The organism is Acinetobacter lwoffii, assembly GCF_019048525.1.
Lineage (GTDB): Bacteria > Pseudomonadota > Gammaproteobacteria > Pseudomonadales > Moraxellaceae > Acinetobacter > Acinetobacter lwoffii_K.
Genome location: NZ_CP077369.1, coordinates 823,764 through 848,741, shown reverse-complemented (window position 1 = coordinate 848,741; position 24,978 = coordinate 823,764). Strand labels below are relative to the sequence as shown.

General features: G+C 42.9%; 18 protein-coding genes and 1 pseudogene. 10 read left to right on the top strand and 9 right to left on the bottom strand.

Translation table 11 applies throughout. From position 1 onward, the window contains the following. The first annotated feature begins 492 nt into the window (after positions 1–492). The 4 genes from dnaA (at position 493) to gyrB (ending at position 6,763) form a co-directional block, all read left to right on the top strand. Positions 493–1,869 carry a chromosomal replication initiator protein DnaA gene (dnaA, locus tag I6L24_RS03930; RefSeq protein WP_004281934.1) on the top strand — a complete coding sequence of 459 codons (1,377 nt, stop codon included), beginning with the start codon at positions 493–495 and terminating at the stop codon, positions 1,867–1,869. A gap of 109 nt (positions 1,870–1,978) precedes the next feature. Then, the gene (dnaN, locus tag I6L24_RS03925; protein WP_004281935.1) at positions 1,979–3,127 is read left to right on the top strand and encodes a DNA polymerase III subunit beta; all 1,149 of its coding nucleotides are present in this window, start codon (positions 1,979–1,981) and stop codon (positions 3,125–3,127) included. A 28-nt stretch (positions 3,128–3,155) separates the two neighbouring features. Beyond that, positions 3,156–4,235: a DNA replication/repair protein RecF gene (gene recF / locus I6L24_RS03920; RefSeq protein ID WP_004281936.1), complete on the top strand. Its 1,080-nt coding sequence runs from the start codon at positions 3,156–3,158 to the stop codon at positions 4,233–4,235. Positions 4,236–4,291: 56 nt separating this feature from the next. After that, positions 4,292–6,763, top strand: coding sequence for a DNA topoisomerase (ATP-hydrolyzing) subunit B (gene gyrB / locus I6L24_RS03915; RefSeq protein ID WP_004281937.1), 2,472 nt, complete (start codon positions 4,292–4,294; stop codon positions 6,761–6,763). A 1,182-nt stretch (positions 6,764–7,945) separates the two neighbouring features. Here gyrB and I6L24_RS03910 read toward each other — a convergent pair. Further along, complete coding sequence (locus I6L24_RS03910) at positions 7,946–9,109, bottom strand: zinc-dependent alcohol dehydrogenase (protein ID WP_005104957.1); 1,164 nt, start codon at positions 9,107–9,109, stop codon at positions 7,946–7,948. Positions 9,110–9,450: 341 nt separating this feature from the next. Continuing rightward, positions 9,451–11,382, bottom strand: coding sequence for an ATP-binding cassette domain-containing protein (locus tag I6L24_RS03905; protein ID WP_004281940.1), 1,932 nt, complete (start codon positions 11,380–11,382; stop codon positions 9,451–9,453). 217 nt (positions 11,383–11,599) lie between these two features. Here I6L24_RS03905 and I6L24_RS03900 point away from each other — a divergent pair, with 217 nt between their 5' ends. From I6L24_RS03900 to erpA, 4 genes are all read left to right on the top strand, one after another. Further along, the gene (locus I6L24_RS03900) at positions 11,600–12,604 is read left to right on the top strand and encodes a putative solute-binding protein (protein ID WP_216986456.1); all 1,005 of its coding nucleotides are present in this window, start codon (positions 11,600–11,602) and stop codon (positions 12,602–12,604) included. Positions 12,605–12,858: 254 nt separating this feature from the next. After that, positions 12,859–13,869, top strand: coding sequence for a putative solute-binding protein (locus I6L24_RS03895; protein ID WP_005094844.1), 1,011 nt, complete (start codon positions 12,859–12,861; stop codon positions 13,867–13,869). 193 nt (positions 13,870–14,062) lie between these two features. After that, positions 14,063–15,070 carry a putative solute-binding protein gene (locus I6L24_RS03890; RefSeq protein ID WP_216986614.1) on the top strand — a complete coding sequence of 336 codons (1,008 nt, stop codon included), beginning with the start codon at positions 14,063–14,065 and terminating at the stop codon, positions 15,068–15,070. A 121-nt stretch (positions 15,071–15,191) separates the two neighbouring features. After that, positions 15,192–15,527, top strand: coding sequence for an iron-sulfur cluster insertion protein ErpA (erpA, locus tag I6L24_RS03885; RefSeq protein WP_004281944.1), 336 nt, complete (start codon positions 15,192–15,194; stop codon positions 15,525–15,527). Positions 15,528–15,585: 58 nt separating this feature from the next. Here the strand turns inward: erpA and I6L24_RS03880 are convergent, their stop codons facing one another. From I6L24_RS03880 to I6L24_RS03855, 6 genes and pseudogenes are all read right to left on the bottom strand, one after another. After that, positions 15,586–15,963, bottom strand: coding sequence for a hypothetical protein (locus I6L24_RS03880; RefSeq protein WP_016806936.1), 378 nt, complete (start codon positions 15,961–15,963; stop codon positions 15,586–15,588). A gap of 105 nt (positions 15,964–16,068) precedes the next feature. After that, positions 16,069–16,977, bottom strand: coding sequence for a matrixin family metalloprotease (locus I6L24_RS03875; protein ID WP_216986455.1), 909 nt, complete (start codon positions 16,975–16,977; stop codon positions 16,069–16,071). A gap of 70 nt (positions 16,978–17,047) precedes the next feature. Beyond that, a pseudogene (blaOXA, locus tag I6L24_RS03870) lies at positions 17,048–17,878 on the bottom strand (OXA-134 family carbapenem-hydrolyzing class D beta-lactamase). 146 nt (positions 17,879–18,024) lie between these two features. Further along, entirely contained in the window at positions 18,025–19,965 is a 1,941-nt protein-coding gene (dnaK, locus tag I6L24_RS03865; protein WP_086044256.1) for a molecular chaperone DnaK, read from the bottom strand. A 118-nt stretch (positions 19,966–20,083) separates the two neighbouring features. Continuing rightward, positions 20,084–20,632, bottom strand: a complete 549-nt coding sequence (grpE, locus tag I6L24_RS03860) for a nucleotide exchange factor GrpE (RefSeq protein WP_086044257.1) — start codon at positions 20,630–20,632, stop codon at positions 20,084–20,086. 1,002 nt (positions 20,633–21,634) lie between these two features. Continuing rightward, on the bottom strand, positions 21,635–22,135 hold the full coding sequence (locus tag I6L24_RS03855) for a hypothetical protein (protein WP_004647115.1): 501 nt from the start codon (positions 22,133–22,135) through the stop codon (positions 21,635–21,637). A 217-nt stretch (positions 22,136–22,352) separates the two neighbouring features. On the opposite strand from I6L24_RS03855, the gene I6L24_RS03850 reads away from it, so the two are divergent. After that, entirely contained in the window at positions 22,353–23,423 is a 1,071-nt protein-coding gene (locus tag I6L24_RS03850; RefSeq protein WP_004647114.1) for an alpha/beta hydrolase, read from the top strand. Between the two features lie 71 nt (positions 23,424–23,494). On the opposite strand, the gene I6L24_RS03845 is transcribed toward I6L24_RS03850, so the two are convergent. Then, the gene (locus tag I6L24_RS03845) at positions 23,495–24,169 is read right to left on the bottom strand and encodes an acetoacetate decarboxylase family protein (RefSeq protein ID WP_004647113.1); all 675 of its coding nucleotides are present in this window, start codon (positions 24,167–24,169) and stop codon (positions 23,495–23,497) included. 103 nt (positions 24,170–24,272) lie between these two features. Between I6L24_RS03845 and I6L24_RS03840 the strand changes: the two genes are divergently transcribed. Then, the gene (locus tag I6L24_RS03840) at positions 24,273–24,845 is read left to right on the top strand and encodes a peptidylprolyl isomerase A (RefSeq protein WP_004647112.1); all 573 of its coding nucleotides are present in this window, start codon (positions 24,273–24,275) and stop codon (positions 24,843–24,845) included. Positions 24,846–24,978: the final 133 nt, after the last annotated feature.

Below are 24,978 nucleotides of genomic sequence, written 5' to 3'. Positions count from 1 at the left end.
ATTAAGTTATTGTTATATAAAGATATATAAGTTATTAACAACTCTATCAACAAAGTTATCCACATGTTATCCAGAGTTTAAATTTAACTTACGGTTTTGAATTTAAATTTGAAGTTTTTTGAGTTATCCACAAAAACCAGTGATCTTATAAATAAATTCAAATTTATAAATTTAAATTTATTACTATTAGGGAGCGCTTTTTCTATGGATAAGCCACTTTTTATTTATTTAAACATTAACTTATATTGTGGATAAAACTGTTTCTATTAATTTTATACTTTGTGGATAACTTTATGATATATTTTATCCACAGCTTGCGGGTAAACTTATCCACACTGGGTTTTAAATTTAATTTTATGCATGGTGATTTCTTTTTGCACAGTTTTTGTGGAAATTGCCATGACAGATGTGGATAACTTGGTTAGAATGGCGACCCGCTTTTGGTCGCGGTCATCTTTTTTGAATGAACAATGGAATGAATAGGGGATTCAGATGCTTTGGACGGACTGCTTAAATCGCCTGCGACAAGAGCTCTCTGGAAATGTCTTTACAATGTGGATTCGCCCATTGGTTGCAGAAGAGCTGGAAGACAGCTTGCGTTTGTATGCACCTAATCCTTACTGGACGCGTTACATTCAAGAACATCATCTGGAACTGATCACGATTCTGGCAGAGCAATTGTCTGAAGGACGGGTACGCAAGGTCGAAATTTTGGTCGATTCACGTCCAGGGGCGATTTTATCTGCCAGTGAACAACCGGCGACTACGACGGCGGCATTGACTTCGACACCGATGCCGGTGCCGAAACCGAAGAAAGAAAAAGAAGACAGCGGCAAAAATAGCCGTAGACGTCAGTTGAATCCATTGTTTACCTTCTCGCTGTTTGTGGAAGGCCGATCTAACCAGATGGCGGCAGAAACCTGTCGCAAGGTACTGACCCAGCTGGGTGCTTCACAGCACAACCCGTTATTTTTATATGGTCCGACCGGTCTGGGTAAAACCCACTTGATGCAGGCTGTGGGCAATGCATTGTTGCAGGCCAAGCCGAATGCCCGAGTCATGTACATGACTGCAGAAAGTTTTGTGCAGGATTTTGTCAGTTCGTTGCAGCAGGGCAAAGTCGAAGAGTTTAAGAAAAACTGCCGTTCTCTGGATTTATTACTGGTTGATGATATTCACTTGCTGGCCGGTAAAGAAGCCAGTCTAGTCGAGTTTTTCTACACCTTTAACGCACTTCTGGACGAGTCCAAACAGATCATTCTGACTTCAGATCGTTATCCTAAAGAGCTAACCGAACTCGATCCACGTCTGGTTTCACGTTTTTCCTGGGGGTTGTCGGTCGGGGTTGAACCACCAGATATTGAAACCCGAATTGAAATTTTGCTGAAAAAAGCCGAAAGCAATCAGGTTGATTTACCTCGTAACTGTGCGCTGTTTATTGCCCAGCAGGTGGTGGCTAACGTGCGTGAGCTGGAAGGTGCGCTGAATAAAGTGGTAGCGATTTCACGTTTTAAAGGCACACCAATTGATCTGGATGTAGTGCGTGAATCTTTAAAAGATGTGCTGGCAATTCGTGCCCGTACCATCAGTACTGAAAACATTCAGCGTGTGGTCAGTGAATATTTCCGGATTCCATTGAAAGAACTGGTCGGTCCAAAACGCACTCGGATTTATGCCCGCCCACGTCAGCTGGCGATGGGTCTGGCACGTGAATTAACAGGCGACAGTTTTCCGGAAATTGGCATGGCTTTTGGGGGGCGTGATCACAGTACCGTGATGCATGCCTGCGAGAAAGTACAGAGCCTGCGGGAAGAAGATCCGATCTTTAACGAAGACTATAAAAACCTGCAACGTCTATTGCAAAGTTGACCTAAATCGCTCAAATTCTATTCTTGCTATGCGGCTGCTTTTGCCGCATAGTAAACCGTCAAAAAAATCACTTTTTCTATATTAATCTTCAGCTTTAGAGGAATGCACCGTGCGTTTAAAAATCGCGAAAGAAAGCTTACTGAATGTTCTCTCACATGTCGTAGGAGCGGTTGAACGTCGCCATACCTTGAATATCCTGTCTAACCTGAAAATTCAGGTGACTGCGCAAGCATTGACCGTGACCGGTTCCGACCTGGAAGTCGAACTGGTGGCGAGTACAGCACTGGCTGAAGGTGCATGTTTGCAGGAAGGTGAGACCACAGTTCCTGCACGTAAGCTGATTGATATCTGTAAGTCACTTCCTTCAGCGGCATTGGTGGATTTACATATTACTGAAGATCAGCGCTGTATCCTTAAATCGGGCAACAGCCGTTTTGTATTGGGGACATTGCCTGCTGATGATTATCCATTACTGAACACTGAAAACACCCAAGGCACGCAAGTAACGGTGACACAGCGTGAACTTAAACGCCTGTTCGAAAAAACTGCTTTTGCCATGGCAGTTCAGGATGTACGTTTTTATCTGACCGGTACTTTGTTGGAAATTGATGCCAATCAGTTGCGTGCTGTGACCACCGATGGCCACCGTTTGGCACTGTGTGAAACAGTGGCTCAATCTACTGCAACACAACCGATTCAGGCGATTGTGCCACGTAAGGCAGTTGCAGAATTACAGCGTCTGCTCAGCGTTGAAGATGAGCAATTATCTTTATTGATTGGTCGTGAACTGCTCAATGTGACCATCAATATGTCAAGCCGTGACAAGGAGCAGGCGGATATTATCGTACGTTTCACTACCAAGCTGATTGATGGTAAGTTCCCGGATTATCGCCGTGTGATTCCACGTGGTGGCGACAAAGTGGTGATGATCGCGCATGATGTGTTCAAGCAATCTTTGCAACGTGTAGCGATTTTAAGTAATGAAAAGCTGCGTGGTGTGTTTCTAAACTTCAATGCCGATTCTTTGCAACTTCGTGCGAATAACCCGGAGCAGGATGAAGCGATTGAAGATCTGGTGATTCAATATGCCGATTCACCGCTAGAAATGTCATTTAATGCGCAGTATCTGATTGAAGTACTTGGTGTGCTGGATGGCGATGATGTGTCAATGACCATGACTGAAGCCAACCAGTCTGTCTTGGTACAAGACCCGGCGCATACCGATCAGACTTATGTCGTTATGCCGATGCGTGTTTAAGCCGCGGCTGTTGATACTCATATAAGACATGCATATTACGCGTTTACATATTGAGCGTGTGCGGAATTTAAAGACGGTTGCTCTCCACGGATTGCAGCCGTTTAATGTTTTTTATGGCCAAAATGGTTCAGGTAAAACCTCGATTTTAGAGGCGATTCATTTGCTGGCTGCTGGTCGTTCTTTCCGTACCCATATTCCCAAAAATTATATCCAGCATGGCGCACAGGATGCGATTGTGTTTGCACAATCTGCGACTGAAAAAATTGGCATGCAAAAAATGGCTAGCGGGGAGCAGTTGATCAAGGTGAATGGTGATCTGGTCGCAACTCAGGGACAACTGGCCAAACTGTTACCCTTACAGCTGATTGATCCACAAAGTACCGATATCATCGATCATGGTGCCAAGCCACGGCGTCAATTGCTGGACTGGTTGATGTTCCACGTGGAACCAGAGTTTTATCATGCCTGGCAATATTATTCTCGTGCGCTGAAACAGCGAAACAGTCTGCTCAAAAGCAAACGTTTTCTGAGTCTGTCTGATGTAGAACCGTGGAACCAGATGCTAAGTGAATATGGTGAAATCCTGCACTCGCAACGTGTCGGCATCGTGGAACAATGGAAGCCATTTTTTGAAGATGATCTGAAACAGTTATTACCTGAATTGCAAGTCAGTCTGGAATACAGTCCGGGCTTTCATAGTGAAACCGGCCTGCTAAATGATCTGACCAACCAGCATGAAAAAGACTGTGAGCGACGCTATACCGAATATGGCCCACATCGCGCAGATTTGCGTTTAAAGACCCCGATGGGGGATGCTGATGTGATCCTGTCGCGCGGGCAGAAAAAGCTGCTGATGATCGCACTAAAACTGTCGCAAATCGCAATGCTACATTCTTGTAATAAGGAAACTGTGGTATTATTAGATGATGTGACAGCAGAATTAGATTTAACCGCACAACAACGTTTAATTGAGCGATTGAGCCAACTTGGTAGTCAAGTTTTTATTACCACCTTAGACCATGAATCAGTACAAAAGCACTTACATGATTTGTCTATCTCATATCAGTTATTCAGTGTTGAAAACGGTACAGTTCAAGTTGTGCAATAATATTTTTTGAGTTTTACCCATCTTTGGATAGACCTATTTTTCACTAGGGAGAAACCATGAGTTCAGAAGATCAAGCTGCTTCTCAAACAGAACAAACCATTGAAAAGGCTTATGATTCCTCTAGCATCAAGGTATTACGTGGTTTAGACGCAGTCCGTAAGCGTCCGGGCATGTACATTGGTGATACAGACGATGGTACAGGCCTGCACCACATGGTGTTTGAAGTAGTCGACAACTCGATTGATGAAGCCTTGGCAGGCCACTGTGATGAAATTATAGTGACGATCCATGAAGATGAATCGGTTTCAGTTTCTGATAATGGTCGTGGTATTCCGACCGACATTCACCCTGAAGAAGGTGTGTCTGCAGCAGAGGTGATTTTAACCATTCTGCATGCCGGTGGTAAGTTCGACGACAACAGTTATAAAGTGTCTGGCGGTCTGCATGGTGTCGGTGTTTCCGTAGTCAACGCACTGTCTGAAAAACTCGAATTGACCATTCACCGTGCCGGTAAAATTCATGAACAAGAATACCGTCATGGCGATTCTCAATATCCATTAAAAGTAGTGGGCGATACCAATAGAACCGGTACTCGTGTCCGTTTCTGGCCAAGTGCCGAGACTTTTAGTCAGACCATTTTTAATGTTGATATTTTGGCGCGTCGTTTGCGTGAACTGTCGTTCCTGAACGCAGGTGTGCGTATTGTGCTGCGTGACGAACGCATTAATGCCGAGCATGTCTTTGATTATGAAGGTGGTCTGTCTGAGTTCGTTAAATATATTAACGAAGGCAAAACTCACCTGAATGATATTTTCCATTTCACTGCTGCACAGGCCGATAACGGTATTACGGTAGAAGTCGCATTGCAGTGGAATGATTCTTATCAAGAAAATGTACGTTGCTTTACCAACAACATCCCGCAAAAGGATGGTGGTACGCATTTGGCCGGTTTCCGTGCTGCGTTGACCCGTGGTTTAAACAACTACATGGACAGCGAAAATATCCTGAAAAAGGAAAAAGTTGCGGTATCGGGTGATGATGCGCGTGAAGGCCTGACTGCCATCGTGTCAGTCAAAGTACCTGATCCAAAATTCTCTTCACAGACCAAAGAAAAACTGGTGTCGAGTGAAGTGAAAACGGCTGTTGAACAGGCCATGAACAAGGCATTTTCTGAATATTTATTGGAAAATCCACAAGCAGCCAAAGCGATTGCTGGCAAGATCATTGATGCAGCACGTGCGCGTGATGCAGCGCGTAAAGCACGCGAAATGACACGTCGTAAGAGTGCGCTGGATATTGCCGGTCTTCCAGGTAAACTGGCCGATTGTCAGGAAAAAGATCCAGCTTTGTCTGAACTGTACCTGGTCGAGGGTGATTCTGCAGGTGGTTCAGCCAAGCAAGGTCGTAACCGTAAAATGCAGGCGATTTTACCGTTGAAAGGTAAGATCCTGAACGTGGAACGTGCCCGTTTTGACCGCATGATTTCCTCTGCTGAAGTTGGTACGCTGATTACCGCACTCGGCTGTGGTATTGGTCGTGAGGAATATAATCCGGACAAACTGCGTTATCATAAAATCATCATCATGACCGATGCTGACGTCGATGGTTCACACATCCGTACGCTGCTGTTGACCTTCTTCTTCCGTCAAATGCCAGAACTTGTGGAACGTGGTCATATTTATATCGCACAGCCACCATTATATAAGCTGAAAAAAGGTAAGCAGGAACAGTACATCAAGGACAATGATGCACTGGAGACTTACCTAATTTCGAATGCGATTGATGAGCTGGAACTGCATATCAGTGCAGAAGCGCCTGCGATTCGTGGTGAAGCACTGGCGAATGTGATTGCTGATTATCAGACTTCCCAGAAGAGCTTGGCACGTTTGACCCAACGTTATCCTGCGAGTCTGCTTGATGCCCTACTGTCACTGGAAGGCTTTAAGCTGGATCAGCTGGAAGACAAAAACTATGTGGAAACATGGGGTGGGAATCTACGTGTAGCGATTGAAGCCATTCAGCCTACATTACGTCCAGAATTAACCCTAGAACGTTTTGAAAAAGAACTGGCAGATGGTCAAAAAACTGCAAGCTGGTTGCCACGTATCACGATCTATGTACATAACTTGCCACATAGCTACCTGTTAGACTCAGTACTGTTAGGTTCAAGTGAATATGCACGTTTATTAAAGAACTCGAAGAGTTGGTTTAGCCTGCTTGAAGAGGGTGCATATTTACAAAAAGGCGACCGCAAGATTCAGGTTAGCAATTTCCATCAGGTTTGGCAGCATATCTTGCAGGACTCACGTCGTGGCATGATGATCCAGCGCTATAAAGGTCTGGGTGAGATGAATGCGGAACAGTTGTGGGAAACCACCATGGATCCAGACAACCGTAACATGCTGCAAGTGACAGTTACCGATGCGATTGAAGCGGATCGTATGTTCTCTTGCTTGATGGGCGATGACGTAGAACCACGTCGTGCTTTCATTGAAGAAAATGCCTTGAATGCAGATATTGATGCATAACCCTTCAGGATAAAATCAGATATAAAAAAGCGCCTTTCGAGGCGCTTTTTTTAGACCAATTTTTTTACTCATATCCTGTGAGCTAGGCAAAATAAAGTAATTTTGGACCGATTTTTAGATATGGAACGGGTTCATTTAGGTTTTAAAAAGCCAAGTTGAGTAAGCCAAATCGACTCTAAGAAAGGGTTTATGTATAGAGATTACCAACTCGGGAGAATACCTGAAATCTGGAGTGAATCTATCGTTATAAAAATGATCTGCATCAGAACTTCTAAAATAATTTTTGAATAGGAAAGTGAGGTAGAAAGACGTTCTTTATACGATGAGAAGTTTGCATGCAGTTAACGACACTAGGTGAAAACTGGATCAGTCAAAGTGGTATTTAAAGATGCGTGTAATAAAAACAGATCGAATACTTTAGGTGGATTCGACTAAAAAATAATAAATCGCCTATTCAGAAGATCCAATATCTCAAAAATAAATAAAAAGCTGCTAAAACTAAATTTTAAATTTTAAATAGCTTATAAGAAACTTGGTCTAATACGCTAAATAATACGTGAATAATATTGCTTCAAGCATCTAGAAAGCCTGATCAGAGATGTGGATAACTCTAAAGTTACCCATAATTTTTATGTGAATAAGATAGTATTTTTCCGCAAGCTTTAATCCACGTATTAATTCTTTATTTTAAATTCAAATTTGAAATCGATTATCTTGTGGATAAGTGTTTTTAAATTTAAAATAGCATTTTAAATTTAAAGCTAGATTTGGCGATATATTGCTAGTATGACCAGACTATTCCTTGGATTGGCTTTAAAATAAAAAATTATTATAAATTAAATACTTGTAAATATAGTGTAGTTTCTCTAATCATTACCGTGGAACATATTGTTAACTAAAAACTCAAGATGTAGCTAAACTACATAATTGATTTAATAATCAAGTGAACTTTCATTTTTATTTAAAATCATACTTTTATCGATTTTTGCTTAACTTTTTTATTTCTCATTTTTGAGTTATTTCTTGATTTCATTATTGAAAATCGGGCATTTCTTTTATTACTCGATAGAAAAGAGGGAGGGAATCGCTGAAATGATATTGATTAGGAACAAGAAAAAGAGGATTGATAAAATGACGATGAAAAATAAAAAAGCGCCTGACGGCGCTTTTTTTTAATCATATTTATGGTGTTAGAATGACTTTACGACAGTCTTCTTCCTTTTTATCAAAAATACGGTAACCTTCCGCAGCATCTTCCAGTTTCATGCGATGGGTAATAATCAGATCTGGAGACAGATCTCCATTTTCAATATGTTCTAGCAACTGCGGCAAGTAATTATGCACATGGGTTTGTCCCATTTTAAAGGTCAAACCTTTGTCAAAGGCATCACCAAACAGGAAGCCATGAATTGGACCGGCATAAACTCCAGGTACACTCACCACACCGCCGCGACGGACCGCTGCAATACATTGTCTTAGCGCTGAACCACTCGAACCTTCTAATTTCAGGTTGGTCATTACGGTTTCCAGCATGCTACCTTTGGCTTCAAAACCGACCGCATCAATGACGGCATCGACTCCACGATAACCCGTGGTATTTTGAATGATAAATTCAGCGGCATCGACTTCATCAAAATTGACCGGAATCACCCCATAGGTTTGATGTGCGAAACTCAGACGATAAGGATGGTGATCGACCATAAAAATCTGCTCGGCACCGAGCATCCGCGCACAGGCAGCAGCCAGCAGACCGACTGGGCCAGCACCATAAATCGCCACACTGGAACCTCGACCAACTTGGGCATTGTTCACTGCTTGCCAGGCGGTTGGCAGAATATCAGTCAGGAATAATACTTTTTCATCAGGCAGGGAACCCGGCACCTTAAATGGTCCGACATTGCCTTTGGGGATCCGTACATATTCAGCCTGACCACCCGGTATACCACCATACAGATGGCTAAAGCCAAATAAAGCTGCCCCTGGTGGGATCTGTTTTTTGTTGAGAATTGCACCACGGCCGGTATTGGTATTTTCACAGGCAGCCATGAGTTCATGTTCACAGAAAAAACAGTGACCGCATGCAATCACAAAGGGAATAATCACCCGGTCACCTTTTTTGACTTCGGTTACTTCAGGGCCGACTTCTTCTACAATTCCCATAAATTCATGGCCGAAAATATCACCGTCTTCAGTGGCCGGGATTTTCCCCCGGTATAAATGCAGATCTGAGCCACAGATGGCGGTGGCTGTCACCCTTAAAATAACGTCATCTGGTTCCTGAATCACTGGATCTGGAACGGATTCAACTCGTACATCCCGAGCACCATGATAGGTAAGAGCACGCATGCGGATTTCCTCTTTCTAGTTCAACATTAAACAGACTCGTATCAAGGCTGCCAAAAATTAAAAAACACTTGTATTAGAGCCTTAGGATGAAACAGCGCGCTGTAAATTAATGTATGAAATAAGGCATCCAACTGTTTAAAAAATAAACTTATATAGGGTTTGTGTAATTCATGACCTTATGTGTCGAATGAATAGAAAAGAACAGAATTAAAGAAACATCTAGACGTAGATGAAAAAATACAGGGGGGAAAATGGAAGAGAAAACATTAAAAATAGTGAATAAAAAAGAGATGAACAACGTTGGTCATTCATCTCTTATCTTAAATCTTACTAAAAGAGCTTTAGAACGTCTGTTCCAGACTTTCCAGTTCCATCATCAGTTCTAGCATTTGCTCTTCGGCTGTTTCCAGTTTGGCTTTTAGCTCGGTTTGCTCATTCATCAGTTTCAGCAAATCATTTTTACGTGATGCTTCGTATAAAGCACTGTCACCCAGCAGGTTTTCAATTTCAATCAGTCGCGGCTGTAGTTTGGCCATCTGTGCTTCGCATTTTTCAATATTCTTGCGAATCGGACGACTTAGTTCCCGCTGGCGAGCAGCTTCCTTACGTTGTGCTTCCTTGTCCAGTTTGGAAATAGTCGGTTTGACTTCGACTTGGGATTTCACCGGTTCTGCTGGCTTTTGCCCATTTTTAATCATCTCAATACGGGCTTGGCGTAACCAGTCAGCATAGGCAGTAAGATCACCATCAAACTCACGGCATTGACCATTATGTACCAGTAGCAGTTCATCACAGACGCTGGCGATGAGCTGACGTTCATGCGAAACTAGAACTACCGCGCCCTGAAAATCTTGTAAAGCCATAGTCAGTGCATGACGCATATCCAGGTCTAAATGGTTGGTCGGCTCATCCAGAATCAGTACATTCGGACGCTGCCAAACAATCAGTGCTAGGGCCAAACGTGCACGTTCACCGCCTGAGAAGCTTTCGCTTGGCGTATCCATACGTTCGCCACTAAAACCGAAACTACCCAAGAAGGAGCGTAGACTGGCTTCACTGATTTTTTTATCTGCGATGCGTGCCAGCTGTAACATTGGGCTGGCATTACCATCCAGTGCATCCATCTGATGCTGGGCAAAATAACCGATATTAAGCAGCTCTGAATCTTTACGCAGACCCTGAATCAGTTTTAAGTCACCGACCAAGGATTTAATCAGCGTTGATTTACCGGCACCATTCATACCGAGCAAACCGATCCGGCTGTTTGGCGTGATCTGCAAATTTACATTGGTCACAATCAGCTTGTCGCCATAACCGATATCGGCATGTTCTAGTTGCAATAATGGCGAACTCATTTTGGTCGGTTCACGGAAACTGAAAGTAAATGGCGTATCGACATGCGCAGCAGACAGTTCCTGCATACGTTCCAGTTGCTTGATCCGGCTTTGGGCCTGTTTGGCTTTGGTGGCTTGCGCTTTAAAACGGTCAATATATTTTTGCAGATGTGCGCGGGTTTCCAGCTGCTTTTCATAAGCCTGTTGCTGCTGTGCCAGACGTTCACTACGGGTACGCTCGAAAGTCGAGTAGTTGCCGGTATATAAAATCAGTTCCTGATTTTCGATATGTAAAATGTGATCGGTAATCGCATCGAGGAAATCCCGGTCATGCGAAATCAGCACCAGCGTACCTTCATAAGCCTTGAGCCAGTCTTCTAGCCAGAGAATCGCATCCAGGTCCAGATGGTTGGTCGGTTCATCGAGGAGTAGTAAATCTGAACGGCTCATCAAGGTACGCGCCAGATTCAGACGCATACGCCAGCCACCGGAAAAACTTGAAACATCCAGCTGTGATTGATGTTCAAAGAAGCCCAGACCCGCCATCAGCTGCGAGGCTTTGGCAGGAGCCGAATAACCTGAAATTTCATCAAAACGGCCATATAAATGTGCCAGTTCTGCATCATCCAGTTGATCCGGCTGATCGAGTTTTTGCTGAATATCCCAGTATTCTTCATCGCCCGACAATACGAAATCAATGGCTTTCATATTCAGTGCTTTGATTTCCTGAGCCATATGTGCCACGGTCCATACCGCAGGTCGGGTCAGCGAACCGGTGTCCGATTCCATGCCGCCCAGCAAGGCTGAAAACAGGGTTGATTTTCCAGCACCATTGACACCGGTTAGGCCAATTTTCCATCCTGGGTGTAACTGCATCGACGCTTTTTGAAATAAAACACGTCCACCGCGACGTATAGATAACTGGTCTAACTGAATCATTGAGAAATCAAAGCTAAGAAATAAGATGCGCCTATTCTAAAGGAAAGCCCTGTGAAAATGAAAAATCTTACCGTTTTTGCTGAAATGAGTGTGCTTTTCACCTCTGTCAATTGATCTAGGGTGGACGCATAAGTTGAGTAAAAGCTCTATTTTATGCATGAACAGTGGTTTATAGTTCAGGCTGATGGAGCAAAAAATATCATAGAGTCAAATAAAAATGAAAAAGGGATGTTTAATTTTATCGGCACTGGGCATTTTGGTGTCGACTTCAACTCAAGCCAGAGTGAATGTCTGTGTTTTTGATTTACTGGGGAAATCTGGTGAGTCTTACAAACTGCTGGAGGAATGGGCGCTGGCAGCAAAAGGCTGGGGTGCCGAAATTCAGCTAAGCGCTTATCAGGATGAAGCCAAGGTCGATCAGGACGTCAAAGCCGGAAAATGTGATGCCTTCTATATGACCTCAATGCGTGCCCGGGCTTATAACAAATTTGCTGGATCGATTGATGCAATTGGCGGCGTGCCGAATAATGACATTGCCATGAAAGCCATCAGCTATGTACTGGATAAACGCAATAGCAAACGCCTGATCACCCAGATTGGCAAAGAAAAATTCGAAGTGGCGGGTATTGGTCAGATTGGCCCAGCCTATATTTTTGTTCGTGATCGTATTCTAAATAAACTGGAACAGGTCAAAGGCAAGAAATTTGCCGTGCTGCATTATGACTATGCGCAAAAAATCATGGTCGACCGGATTGAAGCAGTACCGGTCATGTCGGAAATTTCCAATTTTATTCGCAAGTTTAATCAGGGCGAAGTGGATATTGTCGCTGCACCGGCTTATGCATTTAAACCGCTGGAATTACAGAAAGGACTAGGCCGTCAAGGCGCAATGATTAATTTTCCGGTGATTAATGTCACTGCTGATCTGATTATTCGTCAGGAAAAGTTTCCGGCAAGCTTTGCCGCACAATCCCGAAACTGGTTTGTGAAACAGTTACCGCGCAGCTTTGCCATGGTCAAGCGCATGGAAGCTGAGATTCCAAGCAAATATATTCTGAATCTAAGCCGTGAAGATCGTGTGGCCTACCAAAAGATTCTGCGTGATGGGCGGATCGATTTAACCAAACAGGGGATTTATGATCAGGGCATGATGAACGTATTGAAACGCGCGCGTTGTACGGTAGAAAGAACCAATTTTGAATGTTCGATTGGTGGCGAATAAATCTGAAATCATGTATATCTTTGTAACTATATCTGGGTAAATGTAATTATAAGAAAGCAGTTTTAAATATTAAGATATTGATATTTAAATATATATTTAAAAATAACTTAGGCAACTATTGCTGATTTATCTTTATAGGCCAAAATGCCGGTTTTAAATGGAGTAAATGCTCTATTTTTTTTAATTAAACTTGCTTAATATTTGTCCCGTGTACGGACACTCAGCGAATAACAAGATTTCAAAGGATAACTACAATGAAAAAAACACTCTTATCATTGGCTGCATTCTCTGCATTTGGTTTTGCAAGTGCGGCGCATGCAGAAAAAGTCGATATCTGTGTGTTTGACTTACTGGGTAAATCCGGTGAGTCTTTCCAGATGGCGCAAGAATGGGCACTGGCTGCAAAAGGCTGGGGCGCAGAAATCAATCTGATTGCCCGTCAGGATGAAGCGGTTGCCGACAATGACTTCAAGGCCGGTAAATGTGATGGTGTGTTTATGACAGCCATGCGTGCCCGTCAATACAATAAATTTGCTGGTTCTATTGATGCACTGGGCGGTGCACCAAGTAATGCCATTGCCCAGCGTGCGATCAGTTTTGCTCTGGACAAACGTAATGCAGCGAAAATGGTCAGTAATATGGGCGGCAAAAAATACGAAATTGCCGGTATTTCACCGTTGGGTTCAGCATTTATTTTTGTTCGTGACAAGAATATCAATTCGATTGAAAAAGCCGCAGGGAAGAAATTCGCCGTACTCGGCTATGACGATGCCCAGAAAATCATGGTACAGCGCGTCGGTGCGCAGGCAGTGATCTCCGATGTTTCTAACTTTGTCGCCAAATTTAACAATGGTCAGGTGGATATGGTCGGTGCACCTGCTTATGCCTACAAGCCATTAGAAATCTATAAAGGTCTGGGTAATAACGGCGCAATGTTTAATTTCCCGGTACTGCATGTCACCTCTGATTTTGTGATTCGTCCGGAAAAATTCCCCGCAGGTTTTGGACAAAAATCGCGTGACTGGTTTATCAAAAACCTGCCAAAGAGCATGGGGATGATCAGCCGTCTGGAAGCGGGTATTCCGTCGAAATATAAAATGAATCTGAGTGCTGAAGATAAAACCAAGTATCAGAAAATGTTACGTGATGGCCGGATGGATATGACCAAACGCGGAATCTATGATGCCAGCATGATGTCGGTCTTAAAACGTGCACGCTGTTCTGTCGATAAGGCCAACTTTGAATGTTCAATTGCTGGCGAATAATCTGATTTTTAAAGAAAAAAGCTTAGATTGATCTAGGCTTTTTTTATGGCTGAACCAGGTCAGATCTGCCATTGTGCAGCGAATAAAATAGCTTAAGCTTGATTAACTATTAAATTCGCATGTTTTATATAAAAAACAATCACATGTGACTAAAAGTGCAATAACAAAAACAAGCGATAAGGAAATGAGGATGATGCATAGAGGATGGAAAGCACTGGCATTGGCTACGGCGACACTGGCTGTTTCAGGTCTGGCGCAAGCTAAACAGGTGATTTGCGTATTTGATCTGGTTGGTAAAAACGGTGATGTCTATAGTGTGATGAAAGACTATCAGTTGGCGGCCAAAAATTGGGGTGCAGATGTCGAACTGCGGGTGAATACCAATGAAGCGGTGGTTGCAGAAGATTTTAAAGCTGGAAAATGTGACGGCATTAGTGTGACCGGGATGCGTGGCCGTCAGTTCAATAATTTTACCGGTTCACTCGATGCTATTGGCGCGATTCCAGATCTGAATCTGGCAGTTAAAGTAATGCAGGGACTGGCCAGTCCGACCTTTGCCAAACATATGCTGCAAGGTAAATATGAGGTAGTCGGTGTCATTCCTGTGGGTGATGCTTTCCTGCTGGTGAACGACCGCAGTATTAATACCGTTGCTAAAGCCGCTGGTAAAAAAATTGCCGTACTTGATTATGATGAAGCACAAAAAATCATGGTACAGCAGGTCGGCGCACAGGCGGTGAGTGCCGATGTCACCAATTTTGGTGCCAAGTTTAACAATGGCCAAGTGGATATTATTGGTGCACCAGCAGCAGTATTTAAACCGCTGGAATTACATAAAGGCTTGGGTAGCAAAGGCGCGATTGTGAATTATCCGGTGTTGCAGATCACTGGTAATATCATTATCCGTCCAGATAAATTTCCGGCAGGTTACGGACAGAAATCACGTGAATGGGTGAGAAGTCAGTTACCACGTGCCTTTGGTATTTTGGGGAAAATGAAAGCGGACATTCCAGCAAAATACTGGATGGATATTCCTGCAGCAGACAAACCGGGTTACCAGAAAATGATGCGGGATTCCCGAATTGACCTGACCAAACGCGGCGTTTATGACAAACGTATGATGAAATTGCTGTGGCAATTCCGCTGCAAACAGAATCCGAAAAACTTTGAATGTGCCTTACAGGATGAGAACTACAAATAATCCTGATAAAATTACTCTGATTTGACTTTTAATCTGTAGAGACTGACCATATATTGAGTGTGCTATACTTAAATATGGTCTTTTCTTTTTAAAGACATTCCATTCAACAGAGGAATCCGCCATGAATGCCCAAGCGCTTGTGCTCACCGACAATGCCGCAAATAAAGTACGCCAGTTGCGTGACAGTGAAGGTAACCAAGACTTAATGCTCCGTGTCTATGTGACCGGTGGCGGCTGTTCAGGTTTCTCTTATGGCTTTAACTTTGCAGAAAGCCAGAATGAAGATGATGCAGAATTTGCTAATGGCGATGTTAAAGTCCTGGTCGATTCATTAAGTTATCAATATCTGGTCGGTTCGGTGGTAGATTATTTAGAAGGTCTGGAAGGTTCACGTTTTGTGGTACAAAACCCGAATGCGACCACGACCTGTGGTTGTGGATCTTCATTCTCGATCTAAATCCATGCACCAAAAAAAAGTCCTCTCAATGAGGACTTTTTTATATCTGGAAGAACGTTTAGCTATCCAGTTTTACCGCTTCAAGCAGGTCAAAGATCACGGTAGTGACATCCTGACTCAACTCGCGGTTATTAAAAATTTCATAGGCGCTAATGGTAATGTCGGTATCGCTTGGCAACAGACGCTGTTCTTCTTCGATCAGGTCATTGATCGGCAATAAAGTCTGTTTGATTTCCAGATGCAGAATATCTTTATATTCCAGATTTTCATCGTCGAGTTCAATCAGTTGTTCATTGAAATAAGGCAGCAAAATCGAATGAAGATAGGGTTGGATGTCCTCGATATCAAAGATCTCGATATCACGGGTTTCATCAATCGTACTAATGTGGTCATTTACTTCAATTAAAATATGGTAGTAACTCACACGAATCTCCAAAGATGGCCTGAACAATGTAGCCAATCACAATAACATGAAATCAGAATAGAGTGTTTTTTATAATACTTATACACTTAATTTAATTAAGGGATTTGAGCTGATCACTTAACGGTTATAAAGCAAGGTCTTGTCTGCAGGTCGTAGCTGAAAATGTTGCAGATTCTGTTTACCCAGCACCGGATACATCAGTGCTTCCGGGTCATTATGGTGATACAGACCCAAGGCATGTCCGAGTTCATGTGCCAGAGTCAGGCGGAGGTCATCTTCTGCATCAAACTGATAAATCTGAATTTGATTGCCCATAAACACGCCTTTATGAAATTCGCGGGCAGGGAAACGCTGTTGGGCTTGAATGATATTCTGTTGATGGTTTTGCAGACCATGTTGATGTATGGAAACATTCATATTAAAGGAACTTTGCTGTTCCTGCAGGTACTGAAGTTCCCGTTGAAAACTTTCCGATTTGCGCTGTAAAGCCAAAACCTCATATTCAATCTGCTCATGTTCATAAGCAGATAAATTTGGCTGACGGCGTCGTTGCTGTAAGGCCTGAAATTCACTATTCATCTGATCTCTTTGCTGGATCAGGCGTTGCTGCTGACTTTCCAGATGCTGATGGGATGCTTCCAGATTTTTGACCTGACGTTGATACTTGGCGTCATCTGCCAGCAACTGTTTTTCGACTTTCTTCAAGGCATCATAGTCTTGCTGGCGTTGATCATAGATCAGGTGAATACTCAGCCTGGCATTTTCATCATAGACCATCAAATCATCACGATTGCTTCCCTGATGCCAGATTTCGATCGCTTCCTTGCTCAGTTGAATGACCTGATCTTTACTTAGTCCAAAGCCTGAATCGACCTGATCAATCCGGAAACGTAAGCGTGTATCGAAAGGATGCGTCAAGCGATCAGCCAGCGAGTTATAGCGCAGTTGAGGATGGGTTTGGGCCTGCATATGTAGATAGGCAGACATGATCAATCCCACTACGAGCAGACAGAGCAGAAGACGCATATTTTTTATTTAAATGTCTATTTTTTAAAAATATAGCTTAATTTTAATGCCTTTCCCATGCTTATTTGCATCATCCTTCAGCTTTTGGATAAAGCCCTAATTCGGCCAAAGCCTGCTGCAAAATTTCAAGGCGGATCGCCGGATCTATACCATTTTGCATCTGCATATTCAGCGAAAATGCCACGATTTCAGCCTGCGGTGTTTCAACCCAGCCGGTGAGCCAGCCGACTTGCGGTTCCACATCCATGCCCCAACCGGATTTGACATATAGTCGATAAGCTTTCCGCTCCTGTAAAAATAACATGGCTTTGACTTGTTGCTGGACTTGAGGATCAAAGGCCAGTTGCTCTCGGGCCAACGCAGAAACAAATTGGACTTCCTGTTTTGGAGTAACTTTCAAAGGGCCTACCAACCAGAAGTTATCGACCTGTTGACCAATCTACTGATTACTAAATTGGATGCGTTGTACTTCCTGTTGCATCAGTTCAAGGCCAATACGACGTGCCAGTTCCTGATAAACGGGTACAGCAGACGCTTGCATGGCTTGGCCGAGAGTCATGTCTTTTTCCCAAGCTGAAAAACTGCGTTTCTTGCCATCCCATTTAAAAATTTCATTGGTTGTGGCTTTGCCATGTTGCAGGCCAATCAGGGCATTGAGCATTTTAAAGGTAAAGGCAGGAACATATTCGGTACCTGCACGACTTGAATCATTGCCATAGACCTGTACCTGTTGACCACGCTGAATCACTAAAACGCCAGAGCTTTGCGCCTGATCAAATAATTGGGCAATGGCTTGAGTCGATTGAGTCGAAGTGATATGAGATGGGGAAGATGAAACAGGTAAGGTACACGCCGTCAGGCTCAAGCAATTAAGTAAAGGCAGAAAAATCAGAGTTTTCATGGGTTCAGGGTATTTTAATGTTTGATTTAACTTAAACAGCTTTTCCTGAAAATACGATCAAATTTTAGTAATTTTTATTTTATTCTTTTAAGTCGAGACATAAAAAAACCGCGCTTTCGCGCGGTTTTTTCAGTTAAAGCGACAAATTATTTTTTGTCATCTTTCACTTCAGTGAACTCAGCATCTACAACGCCGTCGTCCGCTTTTTGAGATTGACCTTCGCCGCCTTGGAATGCATTCGGGTCAAAACCTTGCGCACCACCTTGGCCTTGAGCAGCTTCATATGCACGTTGTGTAATTGGCATGATGATATTTTGCAGCGCTTCAGTTTTCGCTTTGATTTCTTCAACGTCATTTTCTTTAGTTGCAGCTTCAAGCTCAGAAACCGCCGTTTCAACAGCAGTTTTTTCTTCAGCTGTTACTTGTTCACCAAGATCTTTCACTGCTTTTTGTGAAGAAGCAACTAAAGCATCCGCTTCGTTGCGTGCTTTTGCAAGCTCTTCAAATTTACGGTCTTCTTCAGCATTCGCTTCAGCATCTTTGATCATTGCTTCGATTTCAGCATCAGACAAACCTGAGTTTGCTTTAATCTGGATCGATTGCTCTTTACCAGTGCTCTTGTCTTTCGCAGATACTTTCAAGATACCATCAGCATTGATGTCGAAAGATACTTCAATTTGTGGCACACCACGTGGCGCAGGTGGGATGTCGCCTAACTGGAAGTTACCCAACAATTTGTTTTGCTGCGCCATTTTACGTTCACCTTGGTAAACTGAAATGTCTACAGCAGGCTGGTTGTCCGCAGCGGTTGAGAACACTTGAGATTTCTTCGCAGGAATCGTGGTGTTTTTCTCGATGATTGCAGTCAACACGCCGCCCATGGTTTCAATACCAAGTGTCAACGGAGTTACGTCAAGTAGAAGTACGTCAGTTTTGTCACCTGAAAGTACCGCACCTTGAATCGCAGCACCCATTGCGACTGCTTCATCAGGGTTTACGTCTTTACGTGGCTCTTTACCGAAGAACTCTTGAACCTTTTGTTGAACCATTGGCATACGAGACTGACCACCTACCAGGATCACGTCAGAGATGTCAGAAGTCGAAAGACCTGCATCTTTAAGCGCAATACGGCAAGGTTCAATGGTACGCGCAACCAGGTCAGCAACCAGACCTTCAAGTTTTGCACGTGTTACGTTGATCACTAAGTGTTTAGGACCAGTCGCATCAGCAGTGATGTATGGAAGGTTGATTTCAGTTGCATTTGAAGAAGAAAGCTCGATTTTCGCTTTCTCCGCAGCTTCTTTTAAACGCTGTAACGCCAGTGGATCTTGTTTCAGGTTAAAGTTTTGTTCTTTCTTGAACTCTTCAACCAGGAACTCGATTAACGCGTTATCGAAGTCTTCACCACCTAGGAACGTATCACCGTTAGTCGACAATACTTCGATTTGCTGGTCACCATCAAGGTCAGCAATTTCAATGATTGAAACGTCGAAAGTACCACCACCCAAGTCGTAAACCGCGATTTTACGGTCGCCTTCTTTCTTGTCCATACCGAACGCAAGTGCCGCAGCAGTTGGCTCGTTGATGATACGTTTAACTTCTAAACCTGCAATTTTACCTGCATCTTTAGTTGCTTGACGTTGTGCATCGTTGAAGTAAGCAGGAACAGTAATAACAGCTTCAGTTACGGTTTCGCCCAGGTAATCTTCAGCAGTTTTCTTCATCTTTTTCAAGATTTCAGCAGAAACCTGTTGTGGCGCCAATTTTTTGTCGTTGACATCAACCCAAGCATCACCGTTGTCTGCTTTGATGATTTTGTAAGGAACTAAACCGATATCTTTTTGTACCGCTTGGTCTTCATAACGACGACCGATCAAACGTTTGATCGCGAACAATGTGTTTTTCGGATTTGTTACTGCTTGACGCTTTGCAGATTGACCTACCAGAATTTCGCCATCTTTATAGGCAATAATAGATGGAGTGGTACGTGCGCCTTCAGCGTTTTCGATTACTTTAACTTTGTCGCCTTCAAGTACTGCAACACATGAGTTTGTAGTACCTAAGTCAATACCAATGATTTTAGCCATTTGGATGTTTCCTCTAAAATTTTTTTGTGATTTACACTTGTTATCCGATATGAGAGCCGTTCGATTTTTTTCAAGTAAATTTTTTGAAAAATTTCACAAACTCCCGAAATTATTTGGCTTAAGCGCCGACCATCACCATAGCAGGACGCAATAAGCGACTGTTGAGCGTGTAGCCCTTTTGCAAAACAGTCCCAATTTCATTGGCTTTGGCATTTGGATCAATCCCGACTGCCTGGTGCAGGTCAGCATTGAAACCGTTGTTGGTGTCTACTGCCACAACCCCGAATTTCTCCAAGGTATGCAATAACGATTTAAGGGTCAGTTCAACGCCTTCACGCAATGGTGTTTGCTCTTCACCTGCAGCCACAATGGCACGCTCCAGATTGTCGACTGTTTCTAGAAGCTCTTTAGAGAACTTTTCCAGAACCGTATCTTTATGCTTTTCAGATTCACGCTGAATACGTTCAACACTTTTTTGTGCTTCATAGACTGCATTGGCGGTACGGGCTTTTTCTAACTTTAAATCACCTTCAAGCTGCGCAATCTGCTCTTGTAAAAACTCAACGGAAACTTCAGCCTGCTCGGTTTCAGCTTGAGTTTGCGCTGTATCTTGTTCCGCTTGCTCTTGCTCAAGTTGTTGAGCTTGCTCGTTTTGCTCAGTCGCCATTGATTTACTCCGTTTAAATGGGTTCTTAAACATGTACAGTCCTTAGGCCTCAGTGTTCACTGCGTTTATGCTGAACTGCCATGGTTGTGAAGTTCTTGATTACCTAAAGAAATCGGGGCAGGGTGTAAAAATTCAAGCGTCGACCCAGATTAAATTTAAGATTTATACAAAATACTGAATCCAGCGGATAGCAGAACAAGCTATTCAGAACACAACAGCAGGATAGGATGAGAATAAAATACACGGACATCAGCAGCGATGAATCCGAATTTTGAACTGAATAGATTCAATTCGCGACTAAATCTAAGAATTAAGTATTTGAATATAAACATAAAAAATGAATAATCGTATTTTTGAATCAAATTAATAATTTTAATCCGTTTTAAGTATTGGTAAAAAAATTGCATCATACTTCTATTAACAGCGACCTTGTTCAGAGGAGAGAGCCGAACCGGGTTGCTGTTGCCCTATTTTAGAATTGCTTTTTTCAAGCTGAGTATCCCCAAAACTCAGCTTTTTTTTGCCTGTTTATTTATTAGACATAAAAACGATTAATATCTAAGCAATAAAGTCTTTCACAATAGATGAACTTTTGATTAATATTTATTCCAGATTCTATCGCTGTAGTTTCTTCTTATTTTGAAATGTGTTTTCGTGGCTTATCCTGTTCTCTAGATAAGCCTTTTTTTGTCCAGAATTTACCTTTTTTGAATTTGTTGGAATCAGTCGTCTCTATTTTAGCGGTTTGTAAGATAAAACTTACAGCTTGGATAGTGAATGTCCGCTTCATGAGAGCAAGTTGATTCGATAGGATAATTTGTGTAGAGAACAGGATGTTCTGGTTGAATTGCTGAGAAGCATAAGCGAAGTGGAAGTTCGTTTAACATAACCCTCTGCAAAGGCCCTAAAGAAATTTTCTTTAGGGTCTTTGTCTATCTGGCAGCTACCTTTTTCATTAAAAAAGCCCAGTCTGGGCTTTTAATAGAGAGGGTGATTCAAGTCTTAGTCACGACGATCCCGTGAACGTTGTTCCTGATGGCGTCGGTTGTCATTCCAGCGTTGATTAGAACGATTTTGCTGGACTTTTTTACTGCGCTGATCTGTTGCACGTTTACGCTCCAGATCCTGACGACGCTTGCGTTCTGCTTCTGCCTGTTTTTGCCGTTGCGTCATGATATTTTTACGTTGCTGTTCATGGCGCTGCCGTTCCAGTTGGCTTTTACGTCGATCAAGCTCTAACTTTCTTTTACGATCCTGCTCCCAATTGCGACGTTGTAATTCCTGTTTACGTCGATCGAGTTCAATACGTTTGTGTTGCTGTTCATATTCCCAGCGTTGCCGCTCATAGCGACGATCTTGTTCATAATGCCGGTCCAGTTCATAGCGACGGTCATAACGCTGATCATAGCGGCCGTCATAATAGCCACCATCTTCAGGAAATGCGACGCAGCCTACAGCTAAAAATGCAGTCGCCAAAGACAGAGCTATAATTTTTCTAGCCATAGGCATCCTCCCGATTTGTAATAAAAAATATACTTAAGCTCGCAAAAGTACGTCAAAAATAACCTTTAAACGGTCAATGATATCTTTTATAAATGAGGGTAACGTATCGAGTAGAAGCTATATGTACATTGATATTAAGACTTATATAAGAATATGGTCACTGAAACACTAATCGTGTAGAAACTATGAAGAATTAAGAGAATAAGGACTAAAAATAATGACTGTGAATCCTCCGGTTCTGAAAAGTGTGATGGAAAAGGGACAAGGGACGGCAGCGCGTATGCTGGACCGCTTACCTGGCATTGCACAGGAAGCATTGGTCAAGGCTCTGGATTATCCTCATGTTTATCCTGATTTAGATCCATTGGTTAAATGCCTGATGGCCATCCAGATAAAACAGGGGCATAGCAGTTTTATTAGTGAGGATCTGGCTCATTCGCGCACATTGTTTGATGCACGTATGAAAGCCATCCGGGCTAGACCGACCGCGGTCAAATTTGTTGAAGAGCTCCGCCTTCCTCTACAGAGTGGCAGCATCTTTGCCCGGCATTATCATCCAGCTCCACAAAAGAAGTTGCCGATGGTGATTTTTTATCATGGCGGTGCATTTATGGTGGGCGGTCTGGACAGCCATGATGAATTCTGTCGCTTGCTGGCAGTACATGCCAAAGTACAGGTGCTAAGCGTAGCTTATCCGCTGACGCCAGAATTTAGCCCCTTGCAGATGGTACAAGTCTGTGAAGATGCCTTGGCGTGGGCACATCAGCATAGCAAGCAGCTAAAAGTCTATAAAAACCGGATTGCCGTGGCAGGGGACAGTGCGGGTGGAAATCTGGCTACTGTCGTGGCACAGCGCAGTGCAGGCAAATCTTATGCTGCACGAGCGCAGCTTTTGCTTTATCCGGCGGTCGACTTTAAAAGCCGCCATCCTTCTTTCTATGCCTATAAAGATGGACTGGTACTTTCAGAGCAGGATATTGATCTGGTGACCTTAATGTATGCCCAAACCCATCAGATTGAACTGGATGATCCGCTGATTTCACCGACCTATGGTGAATTGCAAAACTTGCCGCCAAGTTATGTGATTACAGCACGTCATGATGTCCTGCATGATGAGGGTTCAATCTATGCACACAAGTTGCGTCAGAATGGTGTAGCTGTTCATTATGATGAATATACCGATCAGGCCCATGGTTTTATCAACCTGACCCCGATCTCCCGCCGTGCCAAAAAATATGTGATTGAGATCAGCAAGAACTTCCGCAAATTCTGGGACAAAAATAGTTAAATCGAAAGCATAAATGCAAAAAGGTGTTTCTCATGAAACACCTTTTTTTATAGATAGGTTTTTATCAGTTCTTATACTTTGCTGCTGATCTGCGCTTCAGGAAAGATCAGATTGAATTTGGGGACATAAAAGCTTTGCAGCAATTTGGCTTTGGAAAAGTCTGGAAATATATTCTCGGCATCTTGCCATTCTACTTGCGAGAGTTTGGAGAGGTGACCGCGAAACTGTGGACTAAACTGAAAACGCTGGCCTTTCCAGGCTTGCTGGATTTTCAACATAGACGCTGGAATATGATGACTATTAATATAGAACTGGCGTGCAGATTTGGTTTTCTTCAGCCGAATCGTCATATGCTGGTTCTGGTGTTGAATCTGACACAGTACTTCCTGATCCTTTTCCTGCCATTCAAATTGCGCATGTTCTTTGGGAATGCCCCATAAATGCTGACCGTGTACCACAGACTCATGGGTAGACACATAAATTTTAGGAATCGAGCTGAGGCGCCGTTTACTAATTAAAGGATGATCCAGAATCAGTAACTCTTCATAAGGGCCAATCGGCGAAGTGTGATAACGCACCAATAAGACTTGGACCATACGACCCAGCGGAGAAGGCGCAATACGGAACTGTTTCGCTTGCTCAATAAAGCTTGGGGTCAGCCAATAATTCAGAATAAAACCCTCACCCTGCAAATGCCAAGGTGGAAACTGGTGGATATTTTGCTCCTGTAATAATGCATGCTTCATTCTTATTCTCTTGTCTTTAGTCGGCAGGTCACTGCATTATGAGTTATAAAAGATTAATATATAGTCATTCACAACCATTACTTCTAAGTAGATGAGTTAATAAATGTTAAAGAAATCATTATGTGTCATCGCACTTGCTGCGGTCAGTCTACCAAGCTTCGCTGCAAATACGATTATTGAGATGAAGACTTCATCTGGAAATATTGAAATTGAACTCTTCAATGACAAAGCTCCAATCTCGGCAAAGAACTTCGAAAGCTATGTAAAGAGCAACTTCTATAAGGACACGATTTTTCACCGCGTCATTCCAGGCTTTATGGTGCAGGGTGGTGGCTTTGATGTGAACATGCAAGAAAAAGCCAATACTCAAGCACCCATTAAAAATGAATCATCGAATGGTCTGCAAAATAAACGCGGTACTTTAGCCATGGCGCGTACCAATCAGCCGGATTCTGCCCGAGCACAATTCTTTGTGAACCTGGTCGATAATGATTTCCTGGATCGTTCTGCTAGAAATGCCGGCTATGCGGTATTTGGTAAGGTCACTAAAGGTATGGATATCGTCGATCAGATTGCTAAAGTACCGACCCGAAACTATGGAATGCATCAAAATGTGCCGGTGAACCCTGTAAAAATCACCAGTGTGACGATTAAAGCACCAGTCGTGAAAAACTAGGCATAGAATAAAGCAGAAATATTTAATTTATATTTCTGTTTTAAAAATATGTACTTATGTAATGAATTGTATGGAATTGAACCAATTTGGTGCATAAAAATAAAACACTCGTGATTCCTGTGCGTTAAAAGCG

What these genes read in the sequence shown, in the direction of transcription:
- dnaA (WP_004281934.1), top strand. Translation starts at nt 493, where the DNA reads ATGCTTTGGACGGACTGCTTAAATCGCCTGCGACAAGAGCTCTCTGGA.
- recF (WP_004281936.1), top strand. Translation starts at nt 3,156, where the DNA reads ATGCATATTACGCGTTTACATATTGAGCGTGTGCGGAATTTAAAGACG.
- gyrB (WP_004281937.1), top strand. Translation starts at nt 4,292, where the DNA reads ATGAGTTCAGAAGATCAAGCTGCTTCTCAAACAGAACAAACCATTGAA.
- I6L24_RS03910 (WP_005104957.1), bottom strand. Translation starts at nt 9,109, where the DNA reads ATGCGTGCTCTTACCTATCATGGTGCTCGGGATGTACGAGTTGAATCC.
- I6L24_RS03905 (WP_004281940.1), bottom strand. Translation starts at nt 11,382, where the DNA reads ATGATTCAGTTAGACCAGTTATCTATACGTCGCGGTGGACGTGTTTTA.
- I6L24_RS03900 (WP_216986456.1), top strand. Translation starts at nt 11,600, where the DNA reads ATGAAAAAGGGATGTTTAATTTTATCGGCACTGGGCATTTTGGTGTCG.
- I6L24_RS03895 (WP_005094844.1), top strand. Translation starts at nt 12,859, where the DNA reads ATGAAAAAAACACTCTTATCATTGGCTGCATTCTCTGCATTTGGTTTT.
- I6L24_RS03890 (WP_216986614.1), top strand. Translation starts at nt 14,063, where the DNA reads ATGCATAGAGGATGGAAAGCACTGGCATTGGCTACGGCGACACTGGCT.
- erpA (WP_004281944.1), top strand. Translation starts at nt 15,192, where the DNA reads ATGAATGCCCAAGCGCTTGTGCTCACCGACAATGCCGCAAATAAAGTA.
- I6L24_RS03875 (WP_216986455.1), bottom strand. Translation starts at nt 16,977, where the DNA reads ATGCGTCTTCTGCTCTGTCTGCTCGTAGTGGGATTGATCATGTCTGCC.
- dnaK (WP_086044256.1), bottom strand. Translation starts at nt 19,965, where the DNA reads ATGGCTAAAATCATTGGTATTGACTTAGGTACTACAAACTCATGTGTT.
- grpE (WP_086044257.1), bottom strand. Translation starts at nt 20,632, where the DNA reads ATGGCGACTGAGCAAAACGAGCAAGCTCAACAACTTGAGCAAGAGCAA.
- I6L24_RS03855 (WP_004647115.1), bottom strand. Translation starts at nt 22,135, where the DNA reads ATGGCTAGAAAAATTATAGCTCTGTCTTTGGCGACTGCATTTTTAGCT.
- I6L24_RS03850 (WP_004647114.1), top strand. Translation starts at nt 22,353, where the DNA reads ATGACTGTGAATCCTCCGGTTCTGAAAAGTGTGATGGAAAAGGGACAA.
- I6L24_RS03845 (WP_004647113.1), bottom strand. Translation starts at nt 24,169, where the DNA reads ATGAAGCATGCATTATTACAGGAGCAAAATATCCACCAGTTTCCACCT.
- I6L24_RS03840 (WP_004647112.1), top strand. Translation starts at nt 24,273, where the DNA reads ATGTTAAAGAAATCATTATGTGTCATCGCACTTGCTGCGGTCAGTCTA.